Consider the following 19,438-nt stretch of genomic DNA (forward strand, 5'->3'; position numbering starts at 1 on the left):
TAATAATAGAGAAATATATCACATAAGACATATTACAATATGAATAATATCATTAAAAAAGAGCTTTTGTCAAGAATGACATTAGCGAGAAAAGCCTTTATCAAAGTGCCAAAAAAGTTAGAACCTCTTTTGGAATACTACGATAATCAACCACTAGATAATGTTGTTAATTATATGATTAACACCCTACAAAAATCGTTTAGATGGAATAATGACACCGTTGTTATTCAAGCTGCAGGTTTTGAGTGGTATTATGATGGTGATGAGGCACCCTATGCGCTAGGTTATGGTTACAGCAGTTTCAAGAAATTGCCTAATCTTAAAGGTTTCAAATCAGATAAAACAGCTCGGGTTAGAGATGATTTTGATGGTGGTTTACAGTTTGGTAAAAATGAGTTTAGTGATTGTGGCGGATTTAATGTGGCTGATGCTTGTTTTCCACTCTTTACCTATATTGACTGTGAAGGTGGAGAACACGCGCTAATAGATGATTTTATCAACCTTTTTACAGCACGTATGTTCTACGCCATGCACCTTGCTATGTCTGCTGTTGTACAGAGTGATGCGTTTAATAAACTGAAAATTGAAAAACCTTTTTACTTTTTTGCAAACAATCATGACTGGAGTCCTTGCTTACTTTTTGAATTGAACGATGAAACCTCTGAACCAGAAAATTTTGGCAACGACGCCAGTTTAGTAGTTCCTGAACTTGATAAGTTTCTTAAGAAATTAGAAAAAACAAAAATTAAGAAACTTCTACAAGAAGATTATGTAGATAGTCTTCAAGATGGTCCAATAGAAAATTACGAAAAGGCGCTCTTAGAATTACCAATGCTCAAGTCTGAAGGACACGCTATAAAATTACCATTAAAAGATATCTCTGAATTTGGTTATAGGCTTATCCGTGACAAAGCTTACCAAGAAGTTACATTTGAGGCATTAGCCTTCTATTGTAATCTGCTAATAACAGATCCCAAGAGTGGTGTACACGACTATAGGGATGCTATAATTGCACTTTATCTCAATGATTCAAAAAAAGCACATGCCTTTATTGAGCAATTAACAGCAGATAACGAAACACTCAAAAACCAACTTATTGATGATTTCAGAAATATCATTAGATGGATGACCGAGTCTGAACCTGAAACCCGCTATCCAAACTCGAATCTTTTTTTATATGAATCTGAAGAAACCCAGTTGGCTATGGACAAATTAGCAAACTGTCTAGAAGAACTTAAGCAAAAGAAAGTAGATGCAGCCCTTAAAAGAAAGCTAGATAAACTCTTTAAAACAATCAATAACTCTGATGATGATTTGCTAGCCTATAATGAATTTATGGAAAAACTAGCTAAGAATCAGGGTCAAGATCCCAATTGGGCAGGACAAATTTCAGCCTATACAGGACAGCGAATGGCTGATTGTATAGTTAAAAAAGAACATGAAAAAGCAACAAAAACTTTTAATCATTTTTGTGCAAAGCTAGTAACTCATTTAAATAAATCTTGCAACAATTATATCACAGCAAGTATGGCTATAGTATTGAGTGTTCATACTAAAGATTACGCCATTGGAGAAAAAGTATTATCAAACGTTTTGGTAAAAGATTTTACCATAGAGGATTGTAAATATGCACCCTTACTTTACAATCTGGCCTGCTATTATGCTAGTAAGGGAGATAGAAGTAATTTAATTATTACCGCAAAACGGGCTTCTACACTGGGAAAAAAAGCAAAACAGTTTATTGGTGATTCAGACTTTGCTCCTTACCTTAACGATGAAGAATTTATGAGTGTTTTAAATCATGAATAAAAGTGGTTTATAGAATAAAATGAGTCTTTATTAATCTTAGGTTTATTAAGAAGAAATAAAGACTCCATTTATTTTTACAGGAATAGATTTATAAAATAACTGTTCATGTTTTTGAAAACTTGAATTTATACCCTCTTCATAAACGAACTTTCACTAGTATCATATCCTACAAATAACCTTTCACCATATTTTTCGCGGAGTATTTTTCTTTTCTCAATTGAAAATATATTAGGAAAAACTCTAATTTGTTTTAGGTTAGGCATAGACAATAATTCATCTGGCAAATCTTCAATAATGTTATCCCCTAATTCTATAGATTTTAAGGACGTGAGTTTAAATATTTCTTTAGGAACAGAACTAAATGCATTTTTTGAAAGCACTAACGTTTCAAGATTTTTTAGGTTTTTAAACGATTCTGGAAGACTTTTTAGTTGATTGTTATATAAATTTAGCCAAGTAAGGTTCTCAGGTAGTTTAGGTAACTCTACTAGAGTATTGCTATTCAGGTTAAGAAATTCAAGGGTTTTCATTACCTCCATGCCTTTAGGTATTGTTATCAATTTATTGTATTCTAAATGTAATTGCTTCAATTTAGATAAAGAGCAAAGCGTGTTAGGTAATTCTGTAAGCAGATTGTTTGATATATCTAAGTTGGTTAAATTTAAAAGCTTATCTAACCAAACATTAATCGTTTTTAGTTTGTTAGCCTTTAAGTTTAAAGTGATTAATTTTGGTAATAGAAAAATCGTTATCGGAAGGTTTTTTAAATACCCGTGGCTAAGATCTAATTCTTCTACCTGTTGGAAAGATCCAATGGAATCAGGCACAAAACCAAGTCTTGTTTGATTGCTACTAATGTGTTTTGTGTCATAAGAATAGGCTTGTCCAAATAAGACGCCATGACCATCAGAAGCAGTTACAGGTGGTGTATTGATAGGAAAGTATAAATCGTATGATTCAGGCTCTTCAGCATTATGAATAAGTGAGAATTCGCTATCTTCACAAGTAGCACTTAGTAATATATATTGTTCCGTTTTATTAAGTTTTTTAAAAGCTGAACTTTCAAAGGAATTAATAAATGCATAAGCTATTATTCCTGAAAACAGGTTGCTAAAGAGTTCTAATTCATCACCTAATTCGGTCGACCAATCTTCTATACCTAAAAATATAGGATTGATTATATCACTTAAATCAATATCAAAGTCCAACCAATCTTCACTTTTCCATTCCTGGTATTCATTAGTAGGTGCAAAATAAATAGTGGCACCTAAATTATAGTAGCTGTCCCAACTAATAGCTATGGTACCAATGTTGAAATTAAAGTTTGATTGAATGTATAGGTCTAAAACCTTTCTTTCTGTTTTTTTTAAATCTGATTGCCAATCCCATATATTAAGTCTTTCCACTATTTCAGGATGCTCTATAATCCACATATTGCTACTTTCTGCTAAAGCAGAAATCATTTTTTGAAAATAATTATCGAGCTCTCTTGTTTCGTGTTTCATTCTAATATTTTTTTAATAAATAGTTTAATCCTCATCCAACGGATAATCAAATATCGATTTAGGTTGATATTTTATTGATTCTTCATCATCCTTCCAAGGGTTATCGTCCCAACTCACCCAACCAAAATCATCATCATTTGCTCCATACTCTGTTGCCAACTTTAAGTTTTCAATATGTTTTTCTCTGTTTGGGTAGGTGACGTAAAACCTTGAGAGAGACGTATAAGTCTTGAAACTTGGCATTATTTTACTGATGAATGGAAGCACCCTATCTGCAAATGCTTTGTTTTCCCAACGCGCAGCCATTTGTATGGCATAATTAATAAGATGCGTACCAAAGCATATAGGAAATGGCCTGTTACTTACATAATATTCAAAAGCATCAAAGCTCTTTTCTGCTTCCATGCGCTCCTCGGGTGTGCTAAAGTTTGAAGCACCATATCTAAGATCAATTCCTAATTCCTGTGTAATAGCTTCATCTAATAAAGGGCTCATAAATGAGAAATCCTTTGTATTTAAGATAATCTCTGGTTTTTGTGATCTTTTAGCATCTTCAAAGGTTTTGAGAAACGCCAATTGTTGTGGGTCAGTGGTCTTTTTCCTAGCGCTTGAAATAAAGGCTTCGTTACCGTCTTCAACAATGCCTGCTAGCTTATATAGGTAAACCCATTCATAACCGTTACTAAGTTCTATAGCCTTTGATAGTTCCTCAATTCGTTCTTTAATGCCTTCCGCATCACCCCACGCTTCGCTGTATTCTTTATGTTCATCAATATCACCTAACACAGCTTTTAATGTGTGGTACGTTATGGCTGCCGAGTCTGACTCTGGTAATTGCAATGACTCAACAACTTCATCTATTTCTGATGGTCGTAAAGGAACACATTTATCTATCCAGCCATAAGCTCTAGATGAAAACACGCCTATAACAGCTTGTGCATTTCCATCTAATATGACTTGAACTAATTCTCTATGTGCTCGCATTTGTTGTTTTTTATTAGATACGTTTATCAATCAAACCTCTTATAGAACTCCCTCAATTTTAAGTTCAACTACTCCACTTGTAAAGCCAACCAATAGTGTTTTATTATCGATGAATTCAATAGAATAGCAAAACGCGCTATTTTGTTCACCACCCAATAGCAAACGGCACAACAACTCGCCTTCGATACTTACGATATCCACGCACGGTGCATCTCTGACCATTGCTACCATACTATTGTCACTCGAAATAGCTAGAGCAAAGGCTCTCTCAACTGATATCTTACGTATCTTCTCTCCATTACTTTTAAAAACTTGCGTGTCACTATGACTAAGTACAACAAGTTTCTTGTCTTTACTAACAGTACCACTTAGTAAACCATTATCAGAAATTGGAAACTTGTGTACTGTTTTTTGAGTGGAAGGCATGATAGTTTTAACCTCTTTGCTACTTATGAGTAACTCCTCTTCATTTATTATTTCGAGTACATTCACCCAAGAACGTTTTTTCTTTTCGTAGGTCTTAGTGAATAAGAGCGTCCCTGTTTCGCAATTATGTCCTGAAATAATACCATTGCTCCCAGAGAATAGGATATTGTTGTCTAAAGAAAAGGTGAGTGATATCAACCACCTATTATGTCCACTCGATGCTCCCACAGTTTTCTTCAAGGTTTCATCCGCTAACACTTCTGGTTCAATTCGATCATCGTCTCCATAAAACACCCACTTCACCTCCATGCTTGCCATATCAATAACGGTGATTTTACGATCTCTACTCCCAAAAGCAAAGTAAGAACCGCAAGACGAAAATGCGGTTGGAAATATCATGGAGTCTTTAGAGTACTCTAGTACCATTTCTCCTGTAGAGGTTACCAATTGTACGGAACCAGGTTCGTCTCCACTCATAGAAAAGATATTGCCATCTGGAGAGATCTTGACTTGTGCCACAGTATCTCTTGCCTCTCGAAAGCTTAGATACTCTTTTGTTTTAACCAGCTTTATATGAGACTCAAACGGGAGTGCTGCACGTATCTCGTCAAGATCAATAAAGAGCAGTTGAGCCAGTTCATATAGATAGTTAACACCTGTGTCAGTATACTTTGCACGTGCTCCACTACCACCTTCATGACTGATATAGCAAAGTTCGTTTTCACTATTGTAATAGTACCAGTTATCGTATTCTTGAATTGGTGCAAAGGCTTGCTTTAACTCTGGGAATTCAGAATCAACTTCGAATGCTCCAAAGTGAAGACCTAAATCATCCTCTTCTGGGTAAGATAGACCACTAAAAGCGGAAATCAACTCCTGAAATCGTGGTGGTTGTTTAGCATATGTTTTTCCTTCTTCGGGCGGATAGATGTAAAGGTTATCTCCGCTCATCATCTCTACAACAAGCGTGTCTTCTTCCATAGAAAAATTCTCTGCACCCTCCACTATAGATTTTAGTACGGCTTCACTTTCAATATCTATAGCTAAAATTTTAAGTAGCTTATAGAATTCAACTTTTGGCGACTCACTATCGCATATAGTATTAAATGTCATAATTATTTTGTTTTATAAATTAGTACAGGGGCTTCATCATGACCTCTTCCTAAAAATAGAATAGGTTTTAATGTATTAAATTGTGTAAACTTACCTGCCTTTTCGAGTTTATTAAAAATAGCATGCAGTTGCATAAAAGCGTGATATTTGTAATAATCACATATTTCTGATGATTGTAAAGGAATACATTTATCTATCCAGCCATAAGCTTTCGATGAATATACATCCATCACATCTTGAATATTCCCATCAAGAATCACTTGAACCAACTCTTCATCTTCTTCTATCTGCATAATTATTTTGTTTTATTGTTCATTAGATACGTTTATCAATCAAACCACCTACAGAACATCCTCAATTTTAAGTTCAACTACTCCACTTGTAAAGCCAACTAGCAGTGTTTTATTATTGATGAACTCAACAGAGTAAGCGCTCATCATACTATTTTGTTCACCACCTAATGGCAAACGACACAACAACTCACCTTCTATACTCACGATATCCACGCACGGTGCATCTCTCACCATTGCTACCATACTATTGTCACTCGAAATAGCTACAGCAAATGCTCTCTCAACTGATATCTTGCGTATCCTCTCTCCATTGCTTTTATAAAGCTGTGTGTCACTTTTACTAAGAACAACAAGCTCCTTGTCTTTACTTACTGTACCACTTAGTACACCATTATCAGAAATTGGAAACTTGTGTACTGTTTTTTGAGTGGAAGGCATGATAGTTTTAACCTTTTTGCTACTTATGAGTAACTCCTCTTCATTTATTATTTCGAGTACATTCACCCAAGAACGTTTTTTCTTTTCGTAGGTCTTAGTGAATAAGAGCGTCCCTGTTTCGCAATTATGTCCTGAAATAACACCATTGCTCCCAGAGAATAGGATATTGTTGTCTAAAGAAAAGGTGAGTGATTTTAACCAATTGTTGTGACCACTAGATTCTCCTATAGTAAGCTTTATAGTCTCATCTGCTAATACTTCTGGTTCAATTCGATCATCGTCACCATAAAACACCCACTTCACATCCATGCTTGCCATATCAATAACGGTGATTTTACGATCTCTACTCCCAAAAGCAAAGTAAGAACCGCAAGACGAAAATGCGGTTGGAAATATCATGTAGTCTTTAGAGTATTCTAGTACCGTTTCTCCTGTAGAGGTTACCAATTGTACGGAACCAGGTTCGTCCCCACTCATAGAAAGTATTTTTCCATCTGGAGAGATCTTGACTTGTGCCACAGTATCTCTTGCCTTGTCGAAGCTTATATACGTTTTAGATTTAACCAGCCTAATGCTCGACTCAAATGGAAGTGATGCACGGATCTTGTCAAGATCAATAAAGAGCAGTTGAGCCAGTTCATATAGATAGTTAACACCTGTGTCAGTATACTTTGCACGTGCTCCACTACCACCTTCATGACTGATATAGCAAAGTTCGTTTTCACTATTGTAATAGTACCAGTTATCGTATTCTTGAATTGGTGCAAAGGCTTGCTTTAACTCTGGGAATTCAGAATCAACTTCGAATGCTCCAAAGTGAAGACCTAAATCATCCTCTTCTGGGTAAGATAGACCACTAAAAGCGGAAATCAACTCCTGAAATCGTGGTGGTTGTTTAGCATATATTTTTCCTTCTTCGGGCGGATAGATGTATAGGTTTTCTCCGCTCATCATTTCCACGACAAGTGTGTCATCCTCCATTGTAAAATTTTTAGCCCCTTTTATAATAGCCTTTAAAACAGCTTCACTTTCTATATCAATCGCTAAAATTTTAAGTAACTCATAGAGTGCGTCTTTTGGCGACTCACTATCGCATATAGTATTAAATGTCATAATTATTTTGTTTTATAAATTAGTACAGGGGCTTCATCATGCCCTCTTCCTAAAAATAGAATAGGTTTTGATGTCTTAAATTGTGTAAACTTACCTGCCTTTTCAAGTTTATCAAAAATAGCATGCAGTTGTATAAAAGCGTGATATTTATAATAATCGCATATCTCTGTGGATTGATTAGGGAACTCTTCTAAAAAGTCGTCAATTTCATCAAAAAGGTATTCACTGCCCAATGCCCCCTCATCCAAACTATCTACAGGGTTTTCTAGGTTATACACTTCTTCTTCACTTTTTGAGCACGTTTCATAACCATAGAACATCGCTGCGCCATCAAAAGGATCTGTAACCGTTCCCGGATATTCTAAAACAATGCACTGGGGTACTTCAATAGCTGTCCAATTTGAAAGGTTTTCCTCCATCTCTTTGTAAAGATTGTTTAAAAGTGCTTTTGAAGTGATGCGATCAATTTCGGCAAGAGATTTATACAGTTCTTGGTTTGTAGCAGCAATTTCGGTACTCAGTTTACTTTGTAGTGCCTTCAAGTTCTTGAACTCAGGATTGATGATCTCTTGGCCATTTTTTTTATCAATCAAACCGTATTTGGCATTTTTTTTAATGATATATCTCAACATAATTACAGTTATTATTCTACTAACCCCTTTGTTTTGTTCCAGATGGATGTTCCAGTCTCTTTTAGCTGTTCTGCACTAGAGTATTTCTCTAAGTTTTGTAGAAATTCTGTTGTGTTGTTAATGGATTTAAACATCTCTTCAGTATGAGGCACGTTTTGTTCTTTCATTACTTGTTCCCAATCCACTTTAGATAAAACTGAGAACATGTACTTTACCGCAATTTCGCTTAAAAAATATTTGTCATAAACCCCATTTAATACTTCCCCAGGTTTTCTGTTATTCACATAAACTATAGATTCATCTATCCGCTCTTTGTCGTCTTTAGAAAGTAGTTTACTCGTTTTTAGCTTTTGTAAAGAAACTATAGCTTTTTCATTTTCTTCATTTTTTAAATATAAGAAGGTTTCTACAGACCAAATTATTTCATTGTCTAAACCAATTTCTTTGCTGTCTTTTAAAAAAATCTCAAAATCTTTTAACGCACGCTCTTCATCAATCTGTCTTTCCATCATCAATCTGTCAAAACCTCTGAAAAGATGATTTAAAGAATGAAATGCGATGTGCGTTTTTTTATTGTCAAGATTTCCCCACTGAAACATAGATCTGGTATATGCTAAATCGATATTCTTATTTTCATTCAACCAATTTATATTCCTTGCTAATTCATCTTCTGATAAATAGTAAAGGCCTTTTTCAAAAAACAAAAACCCTCTGAAGAATTGTAACAACGTTTTAATTTCAGAATCCGGAAGTAATTCGGGATTGGTTTTTACACATTCATAAAGAGATACTTCTTTACCTAAATCTTTACTTAATATTACAATAGCACTTAATACGGCATGCTCTATATTTTGGATATATGCTTTCTCCTTTCCTGTAGCGTACTCTTTTTGCTGACTAATAGAATCTCCGTAAGTAACATTAAAAGCGTCTGTTAATGTTGGAAAAATATCTTCGTCCGTTTTCATTATAAAATCTTCCATGTTTTTATAATCACGATATATAGAGATATAATCGAGTAATGATAAATTTTCTGAGTTTTCAACATCATATTTTGCTACGGTTTTAAAAACTCTATCAATATCAGCTTTAAAGGACATGAACTCAGGTGAAATGCTATCTTTTTCGGCAGATGCTCTAATTAGAATTTTAGCAAATTTGTAGGAAGTGACTTTGTAAGAATCAAGCTTTTCTTTCAATGCAGTTTTGTCATTTTCTAATAGTTCTAAGTCCGTTTTTTCTTGATCAGAACAGCTGATAGATAAGATTATTAATAGTGATAGAATGATGTTTTTCATAGGGTCGTTAATTACAAGGACTGAGTAGGCTGCCTTCGATATTATTTGATTCTGGCTTTGGAAATTTTAGTTGAGGATTTTCTAGTCTAAAAGCCCTTCTACGTATGCATCTGAACTAATATTCATGAATAATACGCCAATGATCACTTGACCCAATGTGTTTGCTTCTACAGCTTCCATATTCATTTGACCTTTTCGAACTATGGAAAAATCATTGTCGCCTACAGGACTATTAGTATCCCATGATACTTTATGGCCATGAGTACCAATGGAAGCAAATGTTAATAGGTTATCCTTTGCTTTAACCTCTTTCAAGTCAAATTTTAGAGCCTCAGGATAGTCATCGAAGTAGATAAATATCTCCGTGGTGATTTTTGACACCTGACTTGCACTATCAGGGATTTTCTCGTTTATCTCTTTTGGATTATCTAGAGTCTCTTTCGAAAATGATACGTTAAGAAGCTGATCATCCATATCATCAGATTCAAAAGCAAAAATGAATTCGTTCTCTTTTTCGGTGATTTCAACTAGGCGCTTGGCAATGATGTCTACCGCATCGAGTAATTTGCCTTCAACAGCCCACCCTCTAAAAATTTGTTTCCAATGGTCTAATTGCTCATCGGTAAAATTTCTTATGACGAAATCTTTACTTTCCAACTGAGCTACATAAGGGATCTCGTGGTATAACGTAGAGATGTTTCCCTTAATATCAAGACGTTCCATTTTGGTCAAACCATATATTGGAGAAAAGTCACTGATCTGATTTTTCGAAAGGTCTAGAATTCTTAATTCTGTAAGGTTAGATAAAGACTCAATAGAAGTGATTTTAGACTCAGCTACAGTTATAGATTCTAAATTTTTACACTTAGCCAAAACGTCAATATTATTAACATGACTATTATAAATCGAAAGATAGACTAAGTCGCTATACCCATTGAGAAAGTCAAGATTCTCAATATTAACACCCGCAAAGAATATTTCTTCCAATTGAGTCGTTTGTTCTAACGGCGTCGTGTCGAGTACAGGGCAGCGAGTAATTGTCAAGCTTTTTAGCTTCGGAAAATTGCTGATCACAGAGATGTCTAAAGTGAAATCATCGTGATAAGGCTTATGATGACTTTTAGATTGTGCATATATCTTAATCTCTTCTATATCGACACAATCTTTTAAGAAGTCAATATTTGGCTCAAAAAACTCATCTAGAGAGACATGAGTTACATCTAAAGTTAAAGAAAGCAAATCTTCTTCAAGTCTCGAACCTCTACCCGAGAACATTACTGGTTGTTTATCCATTTTTAATTTGATTGTTTTATTATTCTCGTTCTATCGAATTTTATTCTGAAATATTCTCCATTTTGGTGACGGTCTTCCACCTAACTGAGGTTTTATATATAAATCTCATCAGTCGTGAAATGACCATCTGTCCCTACGATCTCTTTGATGAAAAGAGGTGCATCGTTGACACGAATTACATAGGTGCCAAACGCACGGATTTCTAACATTCCGAATCGTTGATCACTCAAAGTAATAGGGCTCTTAGTTCCCCATTTTTGAGCAGTAATATTTCTAGTGCTGATGAAGTAAAACTCCGCTTTGAACGGACTGTTGAAACCGTGTTTCCATCCTTGTAAAGTAGAGAGGATAGGTAGGTTTGCCGTTGCTAGCTCGTGCATCCCTGGTGCAAACACGTCTGCAATCTGTCCTTCGTTGATGAAAACAGCTATTTGCCCTTCTCGAACAGTCAGCTTAGCGCCATTCTTAATTTCGTTTTGGTATCGATCAAATCGATAGACCATAGTGTCGTTCGAATCATCCAACCATTCGATGATGTCAACGAATTCGCCACGTATTTTATCAAATAATCCCATATCTATTATCTTCTATTTAAGAAACTCAGGTTTGTTGTCATTATAATTTTAGTGAATGCTCCTCACTATATATTGTCTGTCAGATACTTATCAGAATGACCAAAATATACAATCAATTCTGCCTGCAAATTTAACCAATCTTATAGATAAGCACAGGATCTTCATCATGCGCTCTTCCGAAAATCAGCGTTGGTTTGTCCACCTTGAACTTACCTGCTTTTTCAAGTTTATCAAAAATAGCATGCAGTTGTATAAAAGCGTGATATTTGTAATAATCGCATATCTCTGTGGATTGATTAGGGAACTCTTCTAAAAAGTCGTCAATTTCATCAAAAAGGTATTCACTGCCCAATGCCCCCTCATCCAAACTATCTACAGGGTTTTCTAGGTTATACACTTCTTCTTCACTTTTTGAGCACGTTTCATAACCATAAAACATCGCTGATCCATCAAAAGGATCTGTAACCGTTCCCGGATATTCTAAAACAATGCACTGGGGTACTTCAATAGCTGTCCAATTTGAAAGGTTTTCCTCCATCTCTTTGTAAAGATTGTTTAAAAGTGCTTTTGAAGTGATGCGACCAATTTCGGCAAGAGATTTATACAGTTCTTGGTTTGTAGCAGCAATTTCGGTACTCAGTTTACTTTGTAGTGCCTTCAAGTTCTTGAACTCAGGATTGCTAAAGTCTGTGGGATATACATCGCCACTTACTTCTGTTGCAACAGTAACTATCCCTAGTTTTTCTTTCAACAAAGCATCAATAGCGGGGTTATCTGCAATACCTAATACAGGCAATATTTTATTAACGCGTTCTAAGTCATAAATGGAGAGTAGATACGCAACAATCTTCTTATTTTCACTTCTTACTCCATAATGAAAAGCTGTTTTACCTTCCTTATCCGTGGCATACAAGTCTATGTCATATTTTAGAAAAGCTTTGAATAGTTGTTTTTTTCCCCAAAATATAGAGTCCATTAGATAGGTTGATTGATCCTTTTCATTTAATTCTAGAGGGTCATATCCTAATTTAACAAGCAAGTGGATCATTTTAGCAGATTTAGCTTGTGATAGCATACCTTGCTCAGTCTCTAAAATGGTTTTTCCGTTTTCAAAAAGTAGTATTACTAATTCCTTAAAATCGTGTACAACAGCAGAACTGAACGACTCAGAATTATTAACGTCTGCCCCTTTCGAAATTAGATATTTAGCAGTTTCTATTCCTGGAATAGGTCCTGGTATCGCTTTTTCACTATTTTTCTTATAGTTACATCGGTAAGCTTCACAACAGCTTTTTAATGCTGGCGGGTTGTTTATATCAGCTCCTTTCTCTACCAAGAGTTTTATAATATCGATATGATCTTTTTCAATGGCCTCTGTAAGCGCATCCTCAAAGCCTTCAACAGCACCGTGCTCTAGATAGAATTTGACACCTTCAATATCGCCATCATTCGCGGCTTCTTTAATAAGATGTCCATATTGAAATTCCCTGTTTACATCCACGCCCCATTTAAAGAGAAGTTCTATCATGTTTCTTCGGTTCGTGTCATTCGAGATGTTTTGTGCCAGTACGATTGCTGGTTTGGATGTCCAGTCTCCTGGATTATAAAAGTTGACATCAGCGCCATTGGATAAAAGCGAGAGCACCAGTTCCTCATCAAATTCTCGTTTATACCTTAGTTTTTTTACGTAACTGATTAATTCTTTGGTGTTTTTTAATGCTTCAATTGATAGGTTCTCAGATTTTAAATATTTAGTAGTTACTTTGGCTATAATGTCTACAGTTTCCTTTTCTTTTAAAAATACTAGTAGTTCTTTACTAATAATAATGAGTTCTGGATTTTCTGCTAAACGAAAAATATGAAGTCCATTCGTTTTATCGGCATCTATTTCGAATCGTTCTGGCCCAGCGAATGGAGGATTCTCTAGGTCGTATGCTTTAACGCATGGTATGACATCGAGAATATTCAGCAACAAATATTTAAAATCAGTAACTTCCTTTTCATCATTTATTAAATCAACCGCTTGAGATTGGATGTTATCTATTCCAAACTCCTTTAAGAAGCCAATGAAATCTCTATGGAAAAGAGGTAAGTCTCCAAGTACCATATCACCTCGACGTTCTCCAATGACACTTTTAGTTGGTATCTGGATTCTTTCATCTTCTGGTATGTCTATTTTCTTTCCTGATATCCAGTCGCTTAGTGCAATGTTTTCTGGAATATCTGATATGTAAAGTAAATCCTTTACGCTATTATTAGGATATAATACCCAGTACGTGTTCGTGTTCTCCATTTTCTATTAAGTTGGTTAGTAAGATTTGAGATCCACGAAGAAAAGGTAAATTTTATTAAATGTCATAATGAAGCTTCTTTTTTTGGCAAAAATTAGAGCACTAAAAATCTGTTATTTTTGGTCTACTATTGTTGATGACTCTGTTTCAGTCAACTACAAAAAAAAAGAAATGTATAAGTGATATTTACGTATGTTTGTGTTTATAAACAGTACGGATTTAAAGCACTTTTGAATGCATAGCATATTCTTAATTTTAAGAAATAATAAAATGATTTACTACATAATAGGAGGGGTAATGGGATTGATGCTAACTGCTTTTCAGGTGTTTAAAAAATCTGATTTAAAGGATTTAGAGACCTATAAATACTTGTTTCGAAACGATATTTATAGTCATTCAGATAAAGCCAATCAAACGGAAGCACCAACATACCAACTCGCCCCAGTCATGCGAGGAAAAGCCTATGGTCCTGCTTATCTCTTCTTACCAGAACGTGAGCAATATTTGGTTTATAGCCGGTTAGAACCTGTTGAATTTAGAAGGTATGATGCCTATGCGCCCCCACATCCTGTGGAAGTGAAAAGCCACGTGTTATTGGATAAAAAGGGGCAAGAACTGCAACGTTTCGATACGCATTTTAATTATTCGGTGTACTCGGGTATGTTCTTTACCCCAGAGTTTTATATCAATTGGCTTGAATCTGGAGATACCACTAAGATTTCCTATACAGAAGTGTACAATAAAGACATTAAGATGAGCCGCATACAGTTTATCGATAAATTTCGCGAACTATATGCACAAGCAGACTATACAGAGTTTGTTAATTTGCGTACAAAGTTTGATGATAGTATTGGTGGTGGTGTTGTTTTTAAAATGAATCAAGATTGGCACATTTTACTTGATCCTGTTCATAGTTCTAACATCTATGGTAAATTAAAAGAAGATGAAAAAACAGGGGTAGATAGTTATACCTATTCATTGATATTTGATTATTATGATGCGGATAGAAAAAAAGATAATCCGTATCCGCAATCTCCACCTTTAGTAAAAAGCATGTATTTAGAAACCAACGACCCTAATGCGTATATGTTTCGTAAAGGTGCCAATCACGATGGTTTAAAAATGGCGAGTTATCAAAAATTATCGTCTACAGGCTGGCAAGGGATTGCAGAAATTAAGGGTATTCCCATATTTGTACCTGGTACAGGAGAAGGTATTGCTTATATGGACTATAAGATAGGAAAGGAAACCATTCATTTTAAAATTCCAGATGTTACGAAGTATGATTACCGTTCGGTATATAACCTAGGGGTACGTGTTTTTAAAATACCTTCGGAATCACGCATGGATAACGCTTTGGTTTTTATTGAATCGTTACAGAATTTTGGACATTACCAGCGTGTTGGTGGCGGTGTTTATGTTGTGCGGCCTTGTGCTGCATTAGACTGTATTAAGTCCAGTCTGCCCGAAGGTATTGATGAAGCACGCTTTGAGAGTCTTCCATTATCCTTGCAGGTTGATTTGATGGATATAGAAGGCACCACCCAATTAGAAGTTAAAGGTTGGTATCCTGAAATAACACGTTTTACTAACTTAACATATCTTAAAATCACGGGTAAATTAAATATTTTTCCTGAAGGGATTTTAGCGCTTAAAAAACTAGAAGTACTTGATCTTGATGGAAATGACTTGCAAGCGTTGCCACCAGAAATTAAGGAATTAAAACACCTGAAAGCCCTTATTGTGTCTTCTAATGATTTAAGAAAATTTCCTCTTGAAGTTTTAGAAGTGAAAGGATTAACGCACCTCAATATAAGATATAGTGGAATTAATGAAATTCCCGAAGGCATCAACGTCTTAACCAATTTACGTATTCTTGGAGTGTCATCAACTGAAATCAGCTTACCAGAGAGCATAATTGCTATGAAAGATCTAAGAATTAAAGGCCCTACAGAATTAAAAGAAACTCTACCTGAACGGTTTCATTTTTTATTAAAAAGCGAGTTCGAATAAAAGCGATTCGTAAAATGAAATCAACACCTCTTATTTTGTAATTTCAACTAAAGGATCAGGAAGTTCCTGAAATGTTGGTAAGTCTGGCATAGGAGCATAACTGCCTTCTATAGATCCCATACTTTCTTTACCTGTGGTTTTGTCTAAAAAGTATTTCCCGAAAGCCACATCATTATCTACTGTAACACGATACATATCAGTATCCTCAATAATGGTATTGTTAAAACCAAATCGGGAGCGACCAAAGGACGTGATTACAAAATCTATTTGTGCTTGTTCTTGTTCTGTAGGAATATAAAAACGGTCCATACCCCAGGTATCAAAAGGTGAAACCGCTTGAGTCGTTAGATTTACTTCCAGATTATATTTTAAACGAGCCTCTTTTTTGTCTAATGGGGTAAACTTGATGATGCGTCGGTATTTTACCAAGGTCATTTCGGTGTTAAACCAAACAGTAATTTCATATTCCTGCGGATTAAATGTAAAATCAGGGTATTTAGTATTGATAATACTATCTGCTTGCGCTATGAATTCAATTTTTGAGTGGTTTGGTTTTGTATTATTCATAGTATTTGTTTGCGAAAAAGACCCAAAACTTAAAAGGAATAAGAGTAACGTAAATAACTTGGTCATAGGTTTAAGTGGTAAAACAGTATTTAATTTAGTCATTAATTTCAACTAAAGGATCGGGGAATTTGGGTGCATTATCAAACAGATCTTCAGGCATGGGTTCATAATTTCCGTGTATGGCACCATCACATTCTAGGCCTGTTGTTTTATCGATAACATAATACGCGAATGATGATTCTTTTTCTAGGTTGATACGATACGTCTCTGATTCTTCAATAATATTTGTGTAAAAATGTGGGTGAGGCAACCCGAAAGCCTCAATAACAAAATCAATTTTTACTTGTTCTTCTGCTGTAGGGATGTAAAAGTTATCCATGCCCCAAGTATCAAAGGAAGTGGTTTGGTTGGTTAAATCAACTTCAAAATCATAATCTAGAGTGCTTCCTAGTAAACCCTCTTGTTTTCCCAAAGGAGTATATCTAATAAGCCTTCTGTATTTAACAACTACCTGTTTACTATTAGCCCAAGTGGTAATCTCGTATGCTTTAAGATCGTATGTGAAATCGGGGTATTTGGAAGCGATAATTGTGTTTGCCTGTGCGATCAATTGCGGTTTTGTCTTGTGGGTTAAGCTGTTCATGTTTAGTGTATCATTCTTAGCATGCGATTGCGCAAAAGTGGTGAAACTTAAAAGCAGTAGGAGTAAGGTCAATAATCTTTTTAATCGGGATATTATTATTTGGGACATTCAATTTTAAGTATTGTTTTTTAGTTTTCCTGGAATCAGTTTATTTATACTTTTTGAGCCTAACTTGAAGATGTAAATATTATTAGCAAGTCATCCTGTTTTTCTCATGCATCAAAGGCCTATAAAGTTTAGGATTTGGTTAGTACGGGAATTAAAAGTAATTCATTTCCGATGAAGCATTTAGCCAAATCAAAAAGATTTGGCGGACGCTATAAAAACACAATAAACTTTAGTACTGCACCAAAATCCGTATTAATTATCACCATGTTTAGCACATGTTATTCAGTAGCTTTAAAGAGAAAAAAACCGTTGTTTCTTCCAATGATTAGCAAAAAATCATCTTTCAATAGAAACCCAACAACAGGATCGCCTTTTACTACTTTTCCAGTAGATGGTTTCTTTATTTTGCACTCTACTTTTGGTTTTTGAGATAATGTAATGCCACCGTCCTCGTTTTGAGATAATACGGCCACAACAAACTTATCGTTTGCTCCAGTGTTTCCTATCACTAGGAGTTCTTGATTCCTTTTTGCATAAGCGCCATAGATTTCATTCGTTTTAATTTTTGCAGCTTTATACCTTTTAAGCTTATTGAGATTTGTTACATTATATTGTACAACGTTATCATTTCCTATCAATAGCATTTCTTGATCAGGAACGAGCCATTGCATATCATTAGGTAAGTAGCCATTTGCAGGCTTATCTTTACTTATAAATTCATACTTATTATGCTCTAATTCTGAATAAACATAAAAACCTTCATGTCTAGAGGTAATGAATATGTTCTTTCCGCTTTTACTAATATTAGTTTCTGTATCAAAGAACATCGTTTGATTTTCATTTGACAAATCAATGATCTTAGTTGTTTCCTGATTTTCAGCTACTTTAAGTACTGCTTTCTCTGTACTTGAAATCAAATAAATAATGCCAGATTCAACAATAAACTTGATAAACTCAGGTACTTCGATGACCTTTACTTTGATGGGATTATTTAAATCAGAAATATCGTAAACTAAAATTTGATCAAGACCAAACCCTTCTCCATAGGCTAAATAAAGAATATTTCCTTCTTTTTCAAATTGACCTCCGCCCCAGTCTAACGGTGTTGTCGAAATTAGTTTGATTGTAGTTATATCTGTCACGTCCCAGATCTTAAATCTATTGGTATGACGTGTGATGAGGGTATTATCAAAAAACATTGATTTGCCAAAGTCTCTTTCTACGTCATGTTCTACTATTTCCTCAGGCTCAATTATTTGAATAGGGGTTTCTGTGTATGTATTTATATTACTTAACTTAATCATGTTTATTATTTTTTTAATATTTGCTAACAAGGAAATAAACACAAGTGTATGTTTTTTCTTGTTAAATTCAGAGGACTAATATAAAAGCTTTAAATTAAATGACATATAAACAGTAGGATGTTTTTTAATCGTTTCACTTTTATTAGCATAAAACGATAAGAAAACATGAATTATGTGTTTCAGCTTTAAGCCAAAATAGGGCAGATTACTTTTTTAAATTAAATACAAACTAGAACTTTATAAAAGCGTTTTTTAAGAAATACCTCTGAGTAAGAACGTTATTTATATGTTCTAAAGAATTAAATTATTGAAGCACCAATTGTGCAGAGGTAGATATTTTGTTTTTCTTTTTTATTCCGAAACTTTCACCAAAAATAAGTTCGTCGTTTTCATTCCAAGAATAGGTAAAATAGTATTTTGGGATTTTATTAGAATGCCGATGATAAATATCAATCAGAATGGCGGTTGCTTTGCCTTTTAAATGATCTGTTTTTAAGCGCACATTATAAGTAAGTGCATAAGCTTTAATGTCTCCAGTATTTAGTTCTCGCTCAAAAACGGCAGTCAGTTCTTCAATCGCTTTTTTGTTTTCAGGACATTCTGTTTCATTGTCATGATATCCAACTGCTATTAAATCTCCATTGTTATCTATTTTTGCTCCAAAAGGATAATATTCCTTTTCGGTATTGAGCATATTTTTTGCATACTTATGCGAATAATTAATGATGTTATGAACGTCTTTTTCTATATCCATTTTCATTTAGAGTTATGTTCCCAAAGGGTTGGCTACATAGGTGTCACTAAAACGTTAAACGATACAACGCAACGCACTTAGATAAAAGTAAAAGTAGCTAGATTTTATAAACAGTACGTTATCTTAATGTTGTGAATCGTTTAATTGAAAGTTAATTAATTTAAGACCGTTGCAAGGTCAAATCAATTGAATCTATTATTATATTGAATAACTGTTTGTAAATTAAGTTCTCAAGTCTTATTTTTAGGTTATGAAATTACAGAAAGCCCCAACCTTAGC

At 34.6% G+C, this 19,438-nt stretch carries 15 protein-coding genes and 1 pseudogene; 2 read left to right on the plus strand and 14 right to left on the minus strand.

All coding sequences use genetic code 11. The features are described from left to right. The first annotated feature begins 39 nt into the window (after positions 1 to 39). Positions 40 to 1,809 (plus strand): TPR end-of-group domain-containing protein, encoded by a 1,770-nt coding sequence (locus R6X41_RS18455; RefSeq protein WP_318501837.1) that lies wholly within the window; start codon positions 40 to 42, stop codon positions 1,807 to 1,809. 125 nt (positions 1,810 to 1,934) lie between these two features. Here R6X41_RS18455 and R6X41_RS18460 read toward each other — a convergent pair whose 3' ends face one another. The 10 genes and pseudogenes from R6X41_RS18460 to R6X41_RS18505 form a co-directional block, all read right to left on the minus strand. Next, positions 1,935 to 3,314, minus strand: coding sequence for a leucine-rich repeat domain-containing protein (locus R6X41_RS18460; RefSeq protein ID WP_318501838.1), 1,380 nt, complete (start codon positions 3,312 to 3,314; stop codon positions 1,935 to 1,937). Positions 3,315 to 3,338: 24 nt separating this feature from the next. Next, positions 3,339 to 4,298: a hypothetical protein gene (locus tag R6X41_RS18465; RefSeq protein ID WP_318501839.1), complete on the minus strand. Its 960-nt coding sequence runs from the start codon at positions 4,296 to 4,298 to the stop codon at positions 3,339 to 3,341. A gap of 39 nt (positions 4,299 to 4,337) precedes the next feature. Continuing rightward, the gene (locus tag R6X41_RS18470; protein WP_318501840.1) at positions 4,338 to 5,837 is read right to left on the minus strand and encodes a WD40 repeat domain-containing protein; all 1,500 of its coding nucleotides are present in this window, start codon (positions 5,835 to 5,837) and stop codon (positions 4,338 to 4,340) included. 2 nt (positions 5,838 to 5,839) lie between these two features. Further along, complete coding sequence (locus R6X41_RS18475; RefSeq protein WP_318501841.1) at positions 5,840 to 6,130, minus strand: hypothetical protein; 291 nt, start codon at positions 6,128 to 6,130, stop codon at positions 5,840 to 5,842. Between the two features lie 48 nt (positions 6,131 to 6,178). After that, entirely contained in the window at positions 6,179 to 7,681 is a 1,503-nt protein-coding gene (locus R6X41_RS18480; RefSeq protein ID WP_318501842.1) for a WD40 repeat domain-containing protein, read from the minus strand. A 2-nt stretch (positions 7,682 to 7,683) separates the two neighbouring features. Beyond that, positions 7,684 to 8,313 carry a hypothetical protein gene (locus R6X41_RS18485; protein WP_318501843.1) on the minus strand — a complete coding sequence of 210 codons (630 nt, stop codon included), beginning with the start codon at positions 8,311 to 8,313 and terminating at the stop codon, positions 7,684 to 7,686. A gap of 11 nt (positions 8,314 to 8,324) precedes the next feature. Next, the gene (locus tag R6X41_RS18490) at positions 8,325 to 9,611 is read right to left on the minus strand and encodes a short-chain dehydrogenase (protein WP_318501844.1); all 1,287 of its coding nucleotides are present in this window, start codon (positions 9,609 to 9,611) and stop codon (positions 8,325 to 8,327) included. Between the two features lie 81 nt (positions 9,612 to 9,692). After that, entirely contained in the window at positions 9,693 to 10,904 is a 1,212-nt protein-coding gene (locus R6X41_RS18495) for a leucine-rich repeat domain-containing protein (protein ID WP_188465315.1), read from the minus strand. A gap of 101 nt (positions 10,905 to 11,005) precedes the next feature. Further along, positions 11,006 to 11,479 (minus strand): annotated as a pseudogene (locus R6X41_RS18500) (SPFH domain-containing protein); the annotation flags it as partial. A 130-nt stretch (positions 11,480 to 11,609) separates the two neighbouring features. Then, positions 11,610 to 13,772, minus strand: coding sequence for an ankyrin repeat domain-containing protein (locus R6X41_RS18505; RefSeq protein ID WP_318501845.1), 2,163 nt, complete (start codon positions 13,770 to 13,772; stop codon positions 11,610 to 11,612). A 268-nt stretch (positions 13,773 to 14,040) separates the two neighbouring features. Here R6X41_RS18505 and R6X41_RS18510 point away from each other — a divergent pair, with 268 nt between their 5' ends. Next, positions 14,041 to 15,783, plus strand: coding sequence for a leucine-rich repeat domain-containing protein (locus tag R6X41_RS18510; protein WP_318501846.1), 1,743 nt, complete (start codon positions 14,041 to 14,043; stop codon positions 15,781 to 15,783). Between the two features lie 30 nt (positions 15,784 to 15,813). Here R6X41_RS18510 and R6X41_RS18515 read toward each other — a convergent pair whose 3' ends face one another. The 4 genes from R6X41_RS18515 to R6X41_RS18530 form a co-directional block, all read right to left on the minus strand. Beyond that, on the minus strand, positions 15,814 to 16,452 hold the full coding sequence (locus R6X41_RS18515; protein WP_318501847.1) for a hypothetical protein: 639 nt from the start codon (positions 16,450 to 16,452) through the stop codon (positions 15,814 to 15,816). Then, positions 16,445 to 16,993: a hypothetical protein gene (locus R6X41_RS18520; protein WP_318501848.1), complete on the minus strand. Its 549-nt coding sequence runs from the start codon at positions 16,991 to 16,993 to the stop codon at positions 16,445 to 16,447. Before R6X41_RS18520 ends, R6X41_RS18515 begins: the two co-directional genes overlap by 8 nt. Positions 16,994 to 17,379: 386 nt before the next feature. Continuing rightward, on the minus strand, positions 17,380 to 18,405 hold the full coding sequence (locus R6X41_RS18525) for an LVIVD repeat-containing protein (RefSeq protein WP_318501849.1): 1,026 nt from the start codon (positions 18,403 to 18,405) through the stop codon (positions 17,380 to 17,382). 304 nt (positions 18,406 to 18,709) lie between these two features. Next, positions 18,710 to 19,159: a hypothetical protein gene (locus tag R6X41_RS18530; RefSeq protein WP_318501850.1), complete on the minus strand. Its 450-nt coding sequence runs from the start codon at positions 19,157 to 19,159 to the stop codon at positions 18,710 to 18,712. Positions 19,160 to 19,438: the final 279 nt, after the last annotated feature.

Source organism: Formosa sejongensis (assembly GCF_033447105.1).
Classification (GTDB): domain Bacteria; phylum Bacteroidota; class Bacteroidia; order Flavobacteriales; family Flavobacteriaceae; genus Formosa.